Genomic DNA, 15,855 nt, shown 5'->3' with positions numbered 1-15,855 from the left:
AGAATTTAAAAGTATTCTCACCTTAGTTCTTTTCTAATGAATTGAACGGTTCGTAAAACTTGTTACCTATGTATTTATGCTTCAAGAAAACTCGTCAACTCGTCTCCTCATCAACTCCTTTCCTATAAAGCCATACATGCTTCTTGTACTACTTCTGTCTTATGTAAATCTTTTTCAAAGAACGCTTCTTTTATCGCCCCGAGGAATGTTTCATTTTCGTTTCATTCTCGAAAGCGGATGCAAAAGTACAAACTTTACGACTAACTTCCAAATATTTTTCAAGAAAAGTTTTAGAAATTTGCAGAAATTGATTTAGGTCAAGGGAGAAATGAGTTTTTTAGTTCACGAGTTGACAAGTTCACGAGTTGACGAGTTTGTGAGTTGATGAGTTTATAAGTTTTTTAGTTGACGAGTTGATAAGTTGATGAGTTGACAAGTTCACAAGTTGACGAGTTCATGAGTTCACGAGTTTTTCTAAAGCATGTGAACAACGCCGCTATCTACATACAATAGACCGACTATTACATTACTTTAGTACCCTTATCTCCATGTTCCAACAACGCCAGCTGTCGAATCGTGCAACGTCAACTGTCGAATCGTGTGACGCCACCTACCGACTCGAGATTTGAGTAGACGATTTATTTCCTTTCTGAAAAAACTTTACAAAACGTCGACGTCGGCGATCTCACGCGCGCTTCGTCGTCGTATTATTGATATTATTGATATTATTGATATATAAGGAACGGGGTCTGATTATCAACGAGTTAAGAGGGGTAAAATTGAACGGTTCTTCAACGGTTCTCTCACGGTTGTTCAACGAACGATTCATTTCCAACGAAAAAACAACCCCATGACGACCCCTTTTTTATGGTAAAAAAAGAGGACAAACATCATGAAATATGTTACGAAAAAAACATCTCAATGAACGAAGAGAAAATGGTGTGCCTCTCTCACAAGCATGCTTATACCTATTATAATAAGGTTATGCGCTTTTGTCAAACTTATTTCGTTCTTTCAATTTCGTTGTTGAAACAAAAGCTAATATCCACGCAAAAGATGATAATATAGGCATGAATGCTCAGATTTCACTGTCGTGGAAGTTCTATATTATCAATGACCTAACGATGTTTGCTCGTTGTGGCAATCAGCAGCATGAAATGAATACCAACAACTGGGTATGGAATGCCCAAATAATCTACAGTTTCAGTAAAGGGAAACTCATGGCTAAGCTTTAAGGATTTGAATCTGTTGGATTAGCTCGTCAATACGCAATATACGATGAATAAACAGGGGTGGCCACATTCTTTTTGTTCATTTTTTTGTTCAAAGCTACCCAAGTTAAGATACAATACAGTTATACGTACCAGTTCGAACCATTGTTGGCATCATCATATTTAGGTATTTATGAGTATAGTCTTAGTTTAGTTTTTCATTACACGTATTGTTTTTGTAACTTTGCAACAAAATTAGCACCCGCAATGAAATTATCAGAATTAAAAGAAGGAGAATCAGGAGTCATTGTCAAAGTCACAGGCCATGGCGGTTTCAGGAAACGCATCGTTGAAATGGGCTTTATCAGTGGTCAAAAAGTTGAAGTCTTAATCAATGCGCCTCTAAAAGATCCCGTTAAATATAGAATAATGGGATATGAAGTTTCTCTTAGACACTCTGAAGCTGAAATGATAGAAGTGGTTGGTATTGACGAGTCAGAGACTTTGACTTCGCAACCCTCTTCGTACCAAGCAGGTGTGCCATGTGAATGCAAAAACGACTCCCAATCCGTAACAGACGAGCAACTGCATGCCATGGCGATGAAAAAAAGAAAAGTTATCAATGTGGCTTTGGTGGGAAATCCCAATTGTGGTAAGACATCTCTTTTCAATTATGCTTCTGGCGCTCATGAACGTGTGGGTAATTATTCGGGTGTTACAGTAGACGCCAAGGAAGGTTACGCCAGTTTTGAAGGCTATCGATTTAACATTATTGACCTTCCTGGAACCTATTCCCTATCCGCTTATTCGCCAGAAGAGTTATATGTTCGAAAGCAAATTGTGGAAAACACACCAGATGTAATCATCAATGTGATTGACAGTTCTAACTTAGAGCGAAACTTGTACTTAACAACGCAACTTATTGATATGCATCTACGTATTGTATGTGCGTTAAATATGTTTGATGAATCAGAAGAGCGTGGTGACCATATTGATTTCAATCAACTGGGTGAACTCTTGGGCATACCGATGGTACCCACTGTTTTCAAAACAGGAAGAGGTGTAGAAGAGCTTTTTCACCAAGTGATTGAGCTATACGAAGGCAAAGAAGATGTGAGCTTGCAATATAGGCATATTCATATTAATTATGGCCACGAAATAGAACAAGGGATTACCAATATTCAGAATTATCTGAAGCAAAATGATAGCTTGCGCCTAAAATATTCTACCAGATATTTAAGTATTAAACTTTTGGAGTTTGATAAAAAGGCTGAACAAGTTGTGAGTCAACTGCCACAGGCTGAAAACATTTTCAAAGCAAGGGACAAGGCTGCGCAACGTGTAAAGGAAGAAACAAATACGGATAGTGAAACAGCTATTATGGACGCAAAATATGGGTTCATACATGGAGCTTTACAAGAAGCACAATATGAAACCGGTCATGTGAAAGATACCTACCAACTGACACATTGGATAGATCGTATCATTACCCATAAATATTTTGGCTTTCCTATTTTTATCGCTTTAACATGGCTTATGTTCGAAGTTACCTTCTCCTTAGGACAGTACCCCATGGACTGGATTGAAGATGGTGTAGGCTGGTTGGGTGACATCATTTCACAACACTTCCCACAAGGTCCCATTAAAGATATGCTGGTTGATGGCGTTATAGGTGGCGTGGGCGCTGTCATCGTATTCTTACCTCAAATATTGATTCTATATTGCTTCATTTCCTTTATGGAGGATAGTGGTTATATGGCAAGAGCGGCATTTATTATGGACAAGCTCATGCACAAGATGGGACTTCATGGAAAGTCTTTCATCCCTTTAATCATGGGGTTTGGTTGTAATGTGCCAGCAGTGATGGCAACCCGTACGATTGAGAGCCGGAAATCAAGGCTTGTCACCATGCTCATTCTTCCTATGATAAGCTGTTCTGCCAGATTACCCGTTTATATCATGATTATTGGAACCTTCTTTGCCGCTCAATATCGGTCGTCTATCATGATATCCATCTATATCATCGGAATATTGATGGCTGTTATTTTAGGAAGGCTATTTAGTCAATTTGTCATTAAAGGAGAAGACACCCCCTTTGTCATGGAGCTTCCCCCCTATCGTTTTCCTACGGGGAAAGCTATCTTACGACACACTTGGGAAAAGGGAAAGCAATATTTGAAGAAAATGGGAGGTATCATCCTTGTAGCAAGCATTTTAGTTTGGGCATTAGGATACTTTCCAAAAAACGAACATCTTAGCAAGAGTAAACAACAAGAGATGAGCTATATCGGGCGTATAGGCAAAACGCTTGAACCCATATTCAGACCACAAGGATTTAACTGGAAACTGGACGTTGGTATCATTGCAGGAGTTGGTGCAAAGGAGATTGTTGCTTCGACTATTGGAGTACTCTATTCATCAGATGAAAACTATGGCGATGATGACTCATATTCAACGGATACTAGCAAATACACGCAACTAAGACACCAAATGGCAGCCGATGGCATTACTCCTTTAAGCGCTTACGCTTTTTTACTCTTTGTGTTACTCTATTTCCCCTGTGTAGCAGTAATCGCGGCTATTAAATCAGAGACAGGTAGCTGGAAGTGGGCTTTGTTTTCTGCCTTCTACACCACTCTATTAGCTTGGATTGTCTCTGCGGCATTCTATCAAGTGGGATTATTGTTTTATTGATGTGCGGAATGTGAAAATAGTAGGATACAGAATTTTTATAAAAAAATCTTGAATTGTTTGGATGTTCAAGAAAAACAATGTACCTTTGCACTCGCAAAAAAGAAATATGCACCCTTAGCTCAGTTGGTAGAGCAACTGACTCTTAATCAGTGGGTCTAGGGTTCGAATCCCTAAGGGTGTACTTCTTTCGATTGCACCCTTAGCTCAGTTGGTAGAGCAACTGACTCTTAATCAGTGGGTCTAGGGTTCGAATCCCTAAGGGTGTACAACAAGAGGGTGTATCATAATTCTGCTTTATGGTACACCCTCTATTTGAAATCACTCATGATAGTGTTTCTCGGTTGCAAGTACTTGGAGCCCATGGTATTCCCGTATAGTTTGAGAGAAATTTCCAACTTTTCCTTTATCCGTTGCATGCGCAAGGGCATCCATTTTTCTGTATTTTTCTTCTAACGAAAAAGCATTTTTTATTCATATGGGCTTATATATCGCATTTTTTTTTGTAAATTTGCTATCATAAATTGGATATATGGCATTTGAAAACTGCGAATCAATTTTATACGCGAGGTATCATTCTAATTCAAAAGTTGACTCTTCCACGTTGATAAATTGTTCTATAAGCCAAGAAAAATCACATGAGTAACAACTATAAAAAACATAGAATATGAAAAAATTTGTTTTATTGACAGCTGCTGTCTGTTTAACATCTGTAGCATTCGGGCAGAATGCAAGTTCTTCTCTCATAGATGAATACGAGTGCATCTACGAGTATCAAGTAAAAAACACCAAAGGTTCTATTGATGCGACCTCTACCATTCTTCAAATTGGCAGAAACACAGCAAAGTTTTTTGATTATACCACCTTTCAAGTAGACTCAGCCATAGCTTGCAAAGCTCCCGAAGCTGACATTCAGAAGTACAAGGCACAAGAAATGAGAAACGACATGCTCTTCGACCAGTCTGTTTCCCAAAATGAACCTAAAGGTAAGTTGACTGTTTATAGTGTCATCACACCGAATTATTACAGTTATACCGAGAGCGCCACACCCATCAAGTGGAACCTTTCAGAAGAAACTGACACGATCTGTGGATACACTTGTCAAAAGGCAGTGGGAGAATATGGTGGCAGAACATGGACGGTTTGGTATTCTTCTGAAATACCTGTTTCCTTTGGACCTTGGAAACTTTGCGGTCTGCCTGGATTGATATTGGCGGCTAACGATGCAGAAAACATACATCAGTTCAAGGCAATCACGTTCCGTAAATCCAACACTCCGATGAACTTGAAGCCATACACTAACACCATCAATATTTCAAGAGAGCAATTCATTAAAGCGAAGAACAAGTTTGAGATAAATCCGATGGGCAACATCCCTGCGGAAGCCATCAGCGAGATGATTGTTCTGAAATCTGAGGAAGGCGGACATCGTACCTTGATCAATGGTATGGTGCTGAGAGTTCGACCAAATGGATATGTTCCGCTCGAATTGAAGTAAACATTGCACATTGATGAATAGGAGAATATTCTCGATTTTGATGCTGTTGACATGCCTCTGTAACTCCTCTTTTTCCCAAAGTGTAGTTACAGGAATAGTGCGTGATACCACTGGCTTGGCTTTGGAAGGAGTCATTGTAAAGGCTACTGCTGACAAAGCAACTTTAGCTTTCGCACGAACATCAGAAAATGGATCTTATCAGCTAACGCTGAAGACAGATGCCAAACAGCTCATCATCACAGCCGAAACCATTGGATATGAGAAAGCCAAGAGAGAGGTCAAGAATATCTCTCAGAAGTGCGACTTCATCCTGAAAGAGAAAACAACTGCATTGAAAGAAGTCGTGGTAAAAGCTCCCGCCATCTACCAACGAGGTGACACCCTGTCTTACAACTTAGCCTCGTATATAGGAAAGAATGACTACACTTTGAAAGATGCCTTGAAGAAGCTCCCAGGCATTGAAGTTGAGGACAAAGGTTCCATCAAATATCTGGGCAAGGAGATTTCTAACTTTTTCATTGATGGCATGGATTTGTTGGGAGGACGATATAACATAGCAACCACTAATATTCCTGCTTCGTTTGTAAACTCCGTGCAAGTGCTGAGCAACCATCAAGCTGTGAAAGCCAAAAAGGATGTCTTTTCTGACAACGTAGCAATCAATGTCAACATGAGCAACAAGGCAAAGTTCAAACCCGTTGGCTCTTATGGTGGGTCGCTTGGTGTGGGTAAGCATACTTTGTATGAACTGAATGGTGCAGGAATGCTCTTCATGTCAAACTTCCAAATGTTGGCTTCACTAAAAGCTGGCAACATTAATCAGTTTGCATTGACAGACGGAACCAATCACTTTGCCAAGCAAGAGACATCATCTACAGTGTCTAATTTATTAGGGAATATTTCGGCTTCCACACCTCCTATTGATGTCGACAGATATGCCTCGCCAACAGACAGGTTGGTGTCGTTCAACCTATTGAAAAAGATTCATAAGGATGTTACCTTAAAAGGGAATATAGGATATAGTTATGCCAAAAGCAAGTATGACTATAGTTTGACGAGAAATTATGCGGATGCAGATCATCATATCATGATTGCCCAAGCGTATTCACCTCTATTAACTGTACATCGTCCGAGCATTCTGTTGGAATATAAAGACAATTCGGATAAGACTTATCTCAGAAACACTTTGTCTGGCACGGGTTCTTTTCTAACATCAGAATTGCCAACAAGGGAAAACGGGTTACTCTTTAACCAAAAGCAAACTATGCGAGAGTTTCATGTGAACAACAAGTTCTCCACCTTGTGGTATCACAAGAATTTGCGTTGGTCGGTTACATCTATCATGTCATATCAAGGTTCGCCTATGGGAAAGATAACGCTTGACAAGGAAACTGCCGATGGTGTGGTGCAAAATGCCAATGGACAAAAGTTCCAAACAGAGAATACCATCTCTGTATCGAAGAAACATCTCAACTCTCGCATCTATTTGCCATTGTTGTTGAACTACTATGTAGATAAGGTGAAGACGAACTTGCAGCCGACAGATGAAGGCAACGACGTGAATATGCAACACTTTAAAATGGCGTTGGCACCACAATATGAGTATTCGCATCCGCAATACAGATATGTCTTTCGATTGGGAATACCGATGCGCATAGACTATATAGCTCATAGAGACCACATGGCGGCATCATCGTCTGGCTCTTGGTATTATTCCATTTGCCCAAGCGTGTATGGCAACTATAAGGTAAGCTCCCTTTCTGTGCTGCGTACCAACCTATTCTATGCCCGTAACTTTGGCGACATTCTGGACTTCTTAAAAGCACCTGTCAGAGTCAATAACACCTCGTTGAAAATTGGTTCTGGCATATTGGCAGACAACAAAAGTTTGAATGCCTCGCTTCATTACGACTATAAGATACCACTGAAAATGTGGTTTCTCAATGTAGATTTTCTTTATAATCAGGAAAAGAACAACTTGCTTTTGAACCAAGACGCAAGCTCAACGCTCGTCACCATGTCGAAAATATACGCCTCAAATACAGGAAGAAGTTTGATGGAGCAAATCGGTATCACCAAATTTATAGAGCCTATCAAGACCAAAATTTCAGTAAATGGTGTTTACCAATGGAAACGACAAACGACTTTGCAGAATGATGTTCAGCAGAAATACACCTGGAAGAGTTGGATTTTCGCTCCAAAACTAACTTCACAACCCTGTAAGTATGTGGAGTTAAATTATCATGGCATGTTTGCTAAGACTTATCTTTCCACCCAGTATCAGAGCAACAGCTATCTAAGTCAGCAGCACAAGGTGTCCTTGAAAATCATGCCATTCGATGGCTTCACATTCGACACTTCTGCTGATATTGTGAAGAATGAATTGACGAAAGATTTAACAAAGACCATGAGTCTTTTGGATATGGGATTATCCTATCGAAAAAAAGCTGTCAAGGTTTCTCTTGACATCAGAAACATTTTGAATCAACAACAATATGGATATACCATCTACAACTCTGTCAATACATTTACCTATAACTATCAATTGAGAGGAAGAGAGTGTGTTTGCTCCGTAAAATTAACAATGTGAGTCTTACATGACAAGTGTTGCAAAAGTGAGTTTTATTATTTCTCGATTCTGAAGAGAAATTCAGGCATTGACAGCAAAGATTTTGAATGCTAAACAAAAAATATTGACTATGAAGAATCTACTATTAAGCGCTGCAATTGGCGACATCGCAGGAATGCCTTACGAATTTGAAAATCGAACTAAAAATTATAATGCGGTCGATTTACTACTTACATCGAATACTTATACCGATGATACTGTCTGCACGTTTGCATGTGCGGAAGCACTTATAAAGAATTTGAATATGGCTGAAAACCTTTGGAAGAGATGCCGTGAAGACTTGTATCGTGGATTTGGCGGACGATTTGCAAGATGGCTGATTTCCAATGATATTCAACCTCCGTATAATTCCTTTGGCAATGGCAGTGCCATGAGGGTTTCATCGGCTGGATTTATGGCTAAGGATGCCAAAGAATGTATAGAACTGGCTACACTGACGGCGATGCCTACCCATAATCATCCCGAGGGAGTTAAAGGAGCAGTAGCAACTGCTTTGGCTATATTCTACGGTATGCAAGGGCAAAACAAAGATTTTATTCGCGAGCATGTGCTCGAAAAATACTACCCAAATTGGTCGGACTTGACCTATCAAGGTATAAAACCCAGCTATGACTTTGATGAGACCTGCCAACAGACTGTCCCTACTGCCCTTATTTGCTTTTTAGAAAGCGCAGATTATGCGGACTGTTTGAAGTTGGCAATTGCCTTAGGCGGTGATGCAGACACTTTGGCTGCCATTTCTGGTCCCATGGCATACGCTTTTTACAAAACCATGCCAAAGGAATTGATTGATAACGCAATCGCGAAACTTCCTGACTGGATGCTTCAAGTGAACAAACAATTTGACGAGTTTGTGAGCAAATAACGAATAGTGAATGTAACATCCCCATTCATTTTATACTACAACGCTTTTGTGTTGCATCGTTCTACCCCTCTGTAGAAAAGAGTGAATACCAAAAAAAATTGATTGTCTCACGACAATCAATCTTCATTAACCTTAATAATCTAATACCATGAAAAACACAATGCAAAGGTACAAATATTATTGTTACCTACAAGTTTTCTATGGATATATTATGTTTTCTAACATAAATTAAATCTTTCAATATCCCAGTTAAGCTTCATTTGCATGCATAGAAAATCGTGATTAGATTTGAAAAATCTTCTAAAAAGGGCCAAACGTTAATTCCGTATTCCAGTTGCCTTGTCTCTTTGCAACTGAAATAGTGAACAAGTGCCCTATCCCCTTAGGAGATATCCCACCTTTGTAAAAGTACAAACCATCTTCATAATCTTCTGCAAGAGAGTAGTTTTTCTTGAAAGCTTCTGACAACCTACTTAAATCTTTGACAGCTGCAGCTTTATTTTTTGCATAGATAAAAAAACGGGCTTCATTGAACTTGGCGGCTTTGAATTTAAACAATACTTTATCAAAAACAAATCCTCTATAAGATAAATTTCTGAACAATACCGTATCTTGGTTCACCATGTTAGGCTTTCCAAATTCTGTCCGTATAGAATCAAGTGCTTGCTCGTAATCCATTCCCATGGTGACATTTCCAACCTTAGCACCTCTTTCGGCATAAGTATTTGTAGCCAAAATAAGACTAAAAATAATCACTAAAAATCTCGATAACATATCTTTATTGTCCTCATATTTACGTTTGAGGTAGCCTTGCGAATGCAAGACTACCTAAACATATTTACAAAAGTTTCTTCTCCCTATTCCTCGACTGCTGCCTGCGCGGCTGCTAATCTGGCAATAGGTACGCGGAAAGGTGAGCAACTCACGTAATCAAGTCCTACACGATGGCAGAATTTAACAGACGATGGTTCACCACCATGCTCACCACAGATACCACACATCAAGTTTTTACGTGTGGAACGTCCTTTCTCTACAGCCATTTTAATTAACTGTCCAACGCCACGTTGATCAAGTACTTGGAAAGGATCTACTTTCAAAATCTTCTTTTCCAAATATACAGGTAAGAAGCTGGCAATATCATCTCGGCTATAACCAAACGTCATCTGAGTTAGGTCATTCGTGCCAAAGCTAAAGTATTCCGCACGTTTGGCAATGAGATCTGCTGTCAAGGCTGCACGCGGTATCTCAATCATTGTTCCAATGTGGAATGGAATTTCAACACCTTCTTCTTCGAAGAGTTCTTTGGCTGTTGAGCGAATCACATCCTCTTGAACGTCAAACTCTTTGACCATACCGATGAGTGGCACCATTATCTCTGGGCGAGGATCAAATCCTTCTTTCTTCAGCTGTATGGCAGCACCGAGGATTGCTCTTGTTTGCATGGCAGTAATCTCTGGGTAGGTGTTTCCCAAACGACATCCACGATGTCCTAACATTGGGTTAAGCTCACTCAAACTATTGACACGGTTCTGAATGTATTGTACACTTACGCCCATATCCTTAGCCATTACTTCTTGACCTGCCAAATCATGAGGCACAAATTCGTGCAACGGTGGATCTAACAAACGAATGTTCACTGGATGTCCGTCCATTGCCTTGAGGATACCGTAAAAGTCTTGCTTTTGATAAGGCAATAGCTTCTCTAACGCTTTTTCTCGTCCTTCTTGCGAATCAGCCAAAATCATTTCACGCATGGCCTTAATCTTTTCGTTTTCAAAGAACATGTGTTCTGTACGGCAGAGTCCAATTCCTACTGCGCCAAAGTTGTGAGCCACTTCTGCATCATGGGGTGTATCAGCATTGGTACGAACCACCAGTTTTGTATATTTATTGCAAAGCTTCATTAGTTCTGCAAAATCTCCTGTTACCTCAGCGGCTCTTGTTTCTACTTGACCTTGATAAACCTCACCCGTAGAACCATTGATAGAAATATAATCACCTTCACGTAAGATAACACCATCGATTTCTACCAAGCGTTCTTTGTAATTCACACTAATGGCTCCAGCACCAGAGACACAACACTTGCCCATACCACGTGCTACAACGGCAGCGTGTGAAGTCATACCGCCGCGAGCCGTCAGAATACCTTCAGCTGCGCTCATACCTGCTAAATCCTCTGGCGAGGTCTCCATACGTACCATAACCACTTGTCTGCCATCTTCGTGCCATTTGACCGCATCGTCAGCGAAGAATACAATTTGACCGCATGCTGCTCCTGGAGAAGCTGGCAGTCCTCTTGTCAATACCTTGGCTGTACTCTGAGCCACCTTATCAAATACAGGGTGTAACAACTCGTCAAGTTTATTTGGCTCACAGCGTAACAAAGCAGTTTTTTCATCAATCTCTCCTTCGTGAAGCAAATCCATAGCAATCTTAACCATGGCTGTTCCAGTACGTTTACCATTGCGAGTTTGCAAGAACCAGAGCTTTCCTTCTTGAACAGTAAACTCCATATCTTGCATATCGTGATAATGCTTTTCAAGTTTGTCTTGAATACTGTTCAGTTGTTCATAAATCTCAGGCATCGCCTCTTCCATTGAAGGATAATTTTTGGCACGCACAGCTTCTTCTATATTCTGTTGCTTAGCCCATCGTAAACTTCCTTCTTTGGTTATCTGTTGCGGAGTTCGAATACCAGCAACGACATCTTCTCCTTGTGCATTTACAAGATACTCGCCATTAAAACGATTTTCGCCAGTTGCTGCATCACGTGAGAAACAAACTCCTGTTGCAGAAGTGTTACCCATGTTACCAAAGACCATTGCCATTACAGAAACAGCGGTACCCCACTCTGCAGGAATACCTTCCATCTTGCGATAGAGGATAGCGCGCTCGTTCATCCAACTGTCAAAGACTGAACAAATAGCTCCCCACAGCTGCTCCATTGGGTCATCGGGGAAAGCTTTACCCGTTTGTTTCTTAATTGCCTCCTTAAAGCGAACTACCAACTGTTTCAAGTCGTCAACAGTCAGTTCATTATCAAGAAGAATACCTCGCTTTTCTTTTACATCCATGATGATCGCTTCAAAGGGGTCGATATCCTCTTTGTTAACGGGCTTCATACCTAAAACCACATCGCCATACATTTGTACAAAACGGCGATAGCTGTCGTATGCAAAACGTTCATTGCCAGTCTTCTGAATCAATCCCTTTACCACTTGATCATTCAATCCAAGATTCAAGATAGTATCCATCATACCTGGCATAGATGCACGAGCACCAGAACGAACCGAAAGTAATAACGGATTGGCAACATCACCAAATTTTGAGTTCATCAATGTCTCAATATGCTTCACAGCCTTGATGACATCCTCTTGCAGGAGTTGAACAACTTCTTCTTTACCTTTTTCAAAGTATTCATTACAAACATCTGTCGTAATCGTAAATCCTGGAGGAACAGGTACGCCAATTAGGTTCATCTCGGCAAGATTTGCGCCTTTGCCACCCAGCAGATTTCTCATATCTGCCTTACCTTCTGCTTTTCCATTACCGAAGGTATAAACTCTTTTTACACTCATATTCAATAATTAATTAAACTATTTGCAAAAATAACAATATTTTAAATATCTACAAAACAATTGGTTCATAAATGCTATCTTCAGATTGCATTTGTGTACTTATTATGAAGTCTCTAATGCCACAAATAATTGTTGGCAAGCATCTTCTATTAAATCAAGCGCATTGTTGAAATCTTTTTCGTTACCATAATATGGATCAGCAATTATTTTTACATTTGCATGTTGCGTTATGTAGTCAGCCAGCATCAATACTTTTTTGCGTTCGTCTTCATTTTGAGTCTGCGAAGTAATTTGTCGATAATTTTCTTGATCCATGACGAAGATGTAGTCGAAATATTGAAAATCTGATTTTGTGAACTGTCTTGCATGACTGTTAAACACGTATCCTCTTTTCAATCCACAAACTCTCATCCTTGAGTCAGGGAGCTGCCCCACGTGCCAATTGCCAATACCTGCTGAATCAACTTCATAATTCGCATTGGCTTTGTTTGCATTGATAATTGACTTCATCACACCTTCTGCGGCTGGACTACGACAAATATTACCAAGACAGACAAACAGTAGCTTTTTCTTATTTATTTTCATTCTTCGTTATTTGTGATAGTTTGTAAATCGGGCTTAGTTGCAGGTATGGCTTGGTTGGCACTCTCTTTCACACCCAACTCTTTTAGTTCGTTGGCTTTCTGCACAATGCTTTGTCTTCCTGTGTATGCTTTATTATACGCTTCGTCATAATGTTTACGAAGGTTGATAATATCCGTATCAATCTTATCAAAACGTTTGATAAACTCCCCTACTCTTTTCAACAACTCCTCTGCTAAAGAAAAAACTCGCTTCTGATTTTCTGTTTGTGTATATTGTCGCCAAGCTATTTGAATCATCTTTAGAATCGCCATGAGGTTTTGCTGACTTGTAATAAATACTTGCTTCTCAAAGGCCTCTCCCCACAAGCGAGGTTCGGTAGCCAATGCCAATTGTAGCGCACCCTCATTGGGAACAAACATAATTACGAAATCTATCGCTTTTCGAGGTGCTTGAACATAACTACTATAGTCTTTTTTTGATAGATTTTTAGCTTGAGTTCGAATGCTGTTGACCAAATCTGTAGCATATTTTCTCTTTAGGCCTTCTTCTGTTGTCTGCACATATTTGTAATACGCGTCTATCGACATTTTGGCATCTATAATAACATCCTCATTATTAGGATAATGCAAAATCACATCAGGGCGCATTCGTTTTCCTGTATCGTCATTTCTAACGGCATCTCCTTTCTCGTTGGTAAGGGTATATTGTATATCATAATCGACTCCTTCAATATATCCCTGTGTTTCCAAGATGTCTGTCAGAATGCGCTCTCCCCACGAGCCTTGAACCTGATTACCGCCTCGTATGACATTTGTTAATTGATGTGCCGAATTTTCTATTTTTTCTGTTTGCAAACTCATTTCTTTGAGTTGCTGTGTCAGGGATGCTGTGTTTTTGATAGATTCATGATTTGTTTGTTGAATAGCTTGTTGCAATTGCTCCAAATTAACTTTCAGTGGTTTCGTGATGTGCTCCAATGACTCTGAGTTTGTCAATTTCAAACGCTCAGATGTCTGTTCTAATATTTGCGTTGCCAAATTAGAAAATTGAGCTTGAACAGTTTTAAGTTGTTGCTCAAACTGTTCACGACGCATTTCCGATTCTTTGGAATGGAATATTTTTTGCGATTCAAGTTCTGAAGATACACGCTGGAAATCTATCTGTCCCTGAATCATTTTGTTTTGCAGCGAGTCCTTCTCTTCCTGTAAAAGTTCTATACGTTTCTCCAAATCTTGCTTACCCAACTGTTCCTGCTCCATTTGCTGTTTGACCAAAAACAATTGTGTTTCAATAGCTTTTTTCTTACCGTTTATCAACAAAAAGATAAAAACTCCACCAAAAATAAGTCCAACTGATAAAAATAAAAACTCCATAATGCAAAGATATAATATTTTGGCAGTTTATAAAAACATTATGTTTAATTATTTAGATGAGATTCTTGACCATGGAATCGTATTTCTATATAATATCCACTGAATAAAACCACGAAGAGCTAAATACACCAGAAATGCCAGCCATAAAGCATGATTACCCCATAATTGCTTCAGTGAGATAAAGAAGATGAAGAAGGCAATCGCAGAAATGACAGAAGATACCAACATACCTTTTGTTTCTGTCAGTCCGATAAAAATGCCATCATAAATAAAAGCGGAAACGCCTACTATAGGAATAAACACAGCCCACCAAAAATAGTCTTGTGCAGCCGCAACGACATCACGTTCATTTGTAAGCAATAATAAGAAGTGATGACCACCCAAAGCGTACACTAAAGTAAAAGTCAGTGCCATAATTGCGCCCCAAGCAAACAAACTTCTGTACACCTTGTCAAATCCTATCTTGTTATTAGCACCAAAATATTTACCTGTTAATGCTTCACCAGCATACGCAAATCCGTCCATGACGTACGAGAACAAAGTAAATAAGGTCATCAGTAAAGTATTCACTGACAGAATGATGTCGCCTTGGCGAGCACCCGCAGAAATGAAGAAGAAATTAACTCCAACTAAAAATAAGGTCCTTATAAAGATATCTGTATTGACCTTGAAGAAACGCTTCAAATCAATTTTCTTTAATAACTTGTGTGTCCAAGGGTAGCGATTCAAACGCCTATAATATCTATACCAACAGCATATGGCGGCCACAAATCCTGACCATTGGGCAATAAGAGTGCCGAAGGCTACCCCATCAACTTTCATTCCAAACCCATAAACAAAGAAGAGGCTTGCTATGATATTGATAATGTTTTGAAAGATGGACACAACCATTGGAACACGCGTGTTCTGCATTCCAATGAACCAACCTGTCATACTATACAGCCCTAACATAGCTGGTGCGCCCCAAATACAAATAGAAAAATAAATTGTTGCTTGTTCTGCAATCTGTGACGATGGATGCATCAACTCTAATGCAAGCCAACGTATGGGTGTTTGAAAAATAATAAAAGAAAAAGCAATGATAAATCCTATCAATAACGAACAAAAGAGATGACGCATTATTTCTGTAAAATCTCTCTTCCCTAAAGCCTGCGATGTTAAGCCACTCGTTCCCATTCGTAAGAATCCGAAAAGCCAATACATCACATTAAATATCATGGAACCAATGGCAATGGCGCCAATATAGACAACATCACCCATGTGACCTACAATTGTCAAATCTATCAGCCCTAAGAGAGGTATGGTAATGTTAGAAATGATAGAAGGTAATGCTAATCTAAAAACTTGCTTCATAACTTCTATGTTGCTTTCCAAATAATTGGAAAATATTTGTAATTTATTAACTGTTCATTATCATTCACTTAG

Annotated in this window: 10 protein-coding genes and 2 tRNA genes; 7 read left to right on the top strand and 5 right to left on the bottom strand. The window is 39.5% G+C overall.

Annotation, left to right across the window (positions count from 1 at the left end; all coding sequences use genetic code 11):
* Positions 1-1,070: 1,070 nt before the first annotated feature.
* The 7 genes from DEM91_RS10190 (at position 1,071) to DEM91_RS10160 (ending at position 8,894) form a co-directional block, all read left to right on the top strand.
* The gene (locus DEM91_RS10190; RefSeq protein ID WP_249858852.1) at positions 1,071-1,235 is read left to right on the top strand and encodes a hypothetical protein; all 165 of its coding nucleotides are present in this window, start codon (positions 1,071-1,073) and stop codon (positions 1,233-1,235) included.
* A gap of 243 nt (positions 1,236-1,478) precedes the next feature.
* Positions 1,479-3,905, top strand: a complete 2,427-nt coding sequence (gene feoB, locus DEM91_RS10185; protein WP_249858851.1) for a ferrous iron transport protein B — start codon at positions 1,479-1,481, stop codon at positions 3,903-3,905.
* Between the two features lie 108 nt (positions 3,906-4,013).
* A tRNA-Lys gene (locus tag DEM91_RS10180) sits at positions 4,014-4,086 on the top strand.
* 12 nt (positions 4,087-4,098) lie between these two features.
* A tRNA-Lys gene (locus DEM91_RS10175) sits at positions 4,099-4,171 on the top strand.
* 398 nt (positions 4,172-4,569) lie between these two features.
* Entirely contained in the window at positions 4,570-5,400 is an 831-nt protein-coding gene (locus tag DEM91_RS10170; protein WP_249858850.1) for a GLPGLI family protein, read from the top strand.
* Positions 5,401-5,413: 13 nt separating this feature from the next.
* Positions 5,414-7,990 carry a carboxypeptidase-like regulatory domain-containing protein gene (locus tag DEM91_RS10165; RefSeq protein WP_249858849.1) on the top strand — a complete coding sequence of 859 codons (2,577 nt, stop codon included), beginning with the start codon at positions 5,414-5,416 and terminating at the stop codon, positions 7,988-7,990.
* Between the two features lie 109 nt (positions 7,991-8,099).
* Positions 8,100-8,894, top strand: a complete 795-nt coding sequence (locus tag DEM91_RS10160; protein WP_249858848.1) for an ADP-ribosylglycohydrolase family protein — start codon at positions 8,100-8,102, stop codon at positions 8,892-8,894.
* 300 nt (positions 8,895-9,194) lie between these two features.
* Here DEM91_RS10160 and DEM91_RS10155 read toward each other — a convergent pair whose 3' ends face one another.
* The 5 genes from DEM91_RS10155 to DEM91_RS10135 form a co-directional block, all read right to left on the bottom strand.
* Complete coding sequence (locus tag DEM91_RS10155; RefSeq protein ID WP_249858847.1) at positions 9,195-9,668, bottom strand: hypothetical protein; 474 nt, start codon at positions 9,666-9,668, stop codon at positions 9,195-9,197.
* 83 nt (positions 9,669-9,751) lie between these two features.
* Positions 9,752-12,472: a pyruvate, phosphate dikinase gene (gene ppdK / locus DEM91_RS10150; protein WP_249858846.1), complete on the bottom strand. Its 2,721-nt coding sequence runs from the start codon at positions 12,470-12,472 to the stop codon at positions 9,752-9,754.
* A gap of 102 nt (positions 12,473-12,574) precedes the next feature.
* Complete coding sequence (locus tag DEM91_RS10145) at positions 12,575-13,057, bottom strand: low molecular weight protein-tyrosine-phosphatase (protein WP_249858845.1); 483 nt, start codon at positions 13,055-13,057, stop codon at positions 12,575-12,577.
* Positions 13,054-14,430 carry a DNA recombination protein RmuC gene (gene rmuC, locus DEM91_RS10140; RefSeq protein WP_249858844.1) on the bottom strand — a complete coding sequence of 459 codons (1,377 nt, stop codon included), beginning with the start codon at positions 14,428-14,430 and terminating at the stop codon, positions 13,054-13,056. Before rmuC ends, DEM91_RS10145 begins: the two co-directional genes overlap by 4 nt.
* Positions 14,431-14,478: 48 nt before the next feature.
* A complete protein-coding gene (locus DEM91_RS10135; RefSeq protein WP_249858843.1) occupies positions 14,479-15,783 on the bottom strand; it encodes an MATE family efflux transporter in 1,305 nt (434 codons plus the stop codon).
* Positions 15,784-15,855: the final 72 nt, after the last annotated feature.

It is taken from the genome of Prevotella sp. TCVGH, from assembly GCF_023522295.1.
Taxonomy (GTDB): Bacteria; Bacteroidota; Bacteroidia; order Bacteroidales; family Bacteroidaceae; genus Prevotella; species Prevotella timonensis.
Note: the sequence above shows the minus strand (reverse complement) of the source record. Positions and strands in the feature narration are given on the sequence as shown.

Bases quoted from the DNA above. Each gene is read 5' to 3' on its own strand.
- DEM91_RS10165 (WP_249858849.1), top strand. From the start codon at position 5,414: ATGAATAGGAGAATATTCTCGATTTTGATGCTGTTGACATGCCTCTGT.
- DEM91_RS10145 (WP_249858845.1), bottom strand. From the start codon at position 13,057: ATGAAAATAAATAAGAAAAAGCTACTGTTTGTCTGTCTTGGTAATATT.
- DEM91_RS10190 (WP_249858852.1), top strand. From the start codon at position 1,071: ATGAATGCTCAGATTTCACTGTCGTGGAAGTTCTATATTATCAATGAC.
- ppdK (WP_249858846.1), bottom strand. From the start codon at position 12,472: ATGAGTGTAAAAAGAGTTTATACCTTCGGTAATGGAAAAGCAGAAGGT.
- rmuC (WP_249858844.1), bottom strand. From the start codon at position 14,430: ATGGAGTTTTTATTTTTATCAGTTGGACTTATTTTTGGTGGAGTTTTT.
- DEM91_RS10170 (WP_249858850.1), top strand. From the start codon at position 4,570: ATGAAAAAATTTGTTTTATTGACAGCTGCTGTCTGTTTAACATCTGTA.
- DEM91_RS10160 (WP_249858848.1), top strand. From the start codon at position 8,100: ATGAAGAATCTACTATTAAGCGCTGCAATTGGCGACATCGCAGGAATG.
- feoB (WP_249858851.1), top strand. From the start codon at position 1,479: ATGAAATTATCAGAATTAAAAGAAGGAGAATCAGGAGTCATTGTCAAA.
- DEM91_RS10135 (WP_249858843.1), bottom strand. From the start codon at position 15,783: ATGAAGCAAGTTTTTAGATTAGCATTACCTTCTATCATTTCTAACATT.
- DEM91_RS10155 (WP_249858847.1), bottom strand. From the start codon at position 9,668: ATGTTATCGAGATTTTTAGTGATTATTTTTAGTCTTATTTTGGCTACA.